This window comes from Achromobacter sp. JD-1, assembly GCF_038594925.1.
Lineage (GTDB): Bacteria > Pseudomonadota > Gammaproteobacteria > Burkholderiales > Burkholderiaceae_B > Achromobacter > Achromobacter spanius_C.
Genome location: NZ_JBCGCS010000078.1, coordinates 1 through 1,389, shown reverse-complemented (window position 1 = coordinate 1,389; position 1,389 = coordinate 1). Strand labels below are relative to the sequence as shown.

General features: G+C 60.1%; 1 protein-coding gene. It reads right to left on the bottom strand.

Translation table 11 applies throughout. The annotated features are described in order from the left end of the window. Positions 1–50: 50 nt before the first annotated feature. Positions 51–1,334, bottom strand: coding sequence for an IS256 family transposase (locus tag WBR68_RS31295; protein WP_230696262.1), 1,284 nt, complete (start codon positions 1,332–1,334; stop codon positions 51–53). Between the last annotated feature and the right edge of the window lie 55 nt (positions 1,335–1,389).

Below are 1,389 nucleotides of genomic sequence, written 5' to 3'. Positions count from 1 at the left end.
GGGACTGTCAGAAATTTTGTGTTCTAGGCGTTGTTCTGACGTTGCATCATTTACTCGCTGGCCCACTGGGCGTTGGTACGGATGCGGGTAAATCGCTCGTCGTAGAGGATGGCGAACTGGTGCATCGCGTCGGTCCAATGGTGTGTGGCCGTGCCCCATTTGACGGTAATGTTTCGCAGCGCCAACCAGAGCAGCTTAATCGCCGCGTCGTCGGTAGGGAAGTGGCCGCGCGTTTTGATGATCTTGCGTAGCTGCGCATTCACGCTCTCTATCGCGTTCGTCGTGTAGATCACACGTCGGATCGCGGGTGGAAACACGAAGAAGGGGATGACCTGTTCCCAGGCGTCTTTCCAGGCTTTGACGATCATTGGGTACTTCAAGCCCCAAGCGCCTTTGGCAAACTCATCAAGGGCCTGTTGCGCGGCCTGGGCGTTAACGGCAGCGTAGATCGGGCGCAGCGCCGTGGCGATCGCGCGGCGATCCTTCCAGCCAGCGTAGGCCAGGCTATTGCGGATCAGATGCACGATGCACGTTTGTAGCGTGGTGGCTGGGAACACGACCTCTAGCGCCTGGGGCATCCCTTTCAGGCCATCGGTCACTGCGATCAGGATGTCCTGCACCCCTCGGGTCTTGAGGTCGTTGAACACCCGCATCCAGAACTTCGCGCCCTCGGTGGTCTCGACCCACAGGCCGAGAATCTCGCGCGTGCCATCGGGCAGCACACCCAAGGCCAGATAAACCGCCTTGTTCTGCACCAAGCCTTCGTCGCGGATCTTGACCCGCAACGCGTCGAAGAACACCACGGGGAACATGGGTTCCAGAGGGCGGTTCTGCCACGCCTGCACTTCATCCATGACCTCATCGGTCACCGAGCTGATGAACTCCGGCGACACGTCAGTGCCATATTGCTCGTCCAGGAACGCTCGGATCTCGCGCACGCTCATGCCACGGGCGTACATCGCGATGATCTTGTCATCAAAACCGGTAAACCGGCGTGCGTGCTTGGGAATCAGGATTGGGGCAAAACTGCCATCCCGATCCCGCGGGATATCCAGCTTGAGCGGGCCGTCGTCGGTCAGCACGGTCTTGCTGCTCTTGCCGTTGCGCTGGTTGGTGGTGTCTTCCGGGCGCTCGCCGCCTGCGGGATAACCCAGGTGTCGGCCCAGTTCAGCGCCCAGAGCACGCTCGATCAGCGCCTTCTTCAGCAACATGAACGTGTCCTGGACCGCCTCGGCTGTCATCGGCCCCGTTACAAGTTCATCGAGCAACTGCTCGGCACTGGCCGGTAGCGCAGACGTGCTGGACTGCCTCGTGGACTTCGGGTTGCGTGCCATGGTCGGTCTCCTTGAAAACCATCATAGGCCTGCACACAAAAATCCTGACAGTCCC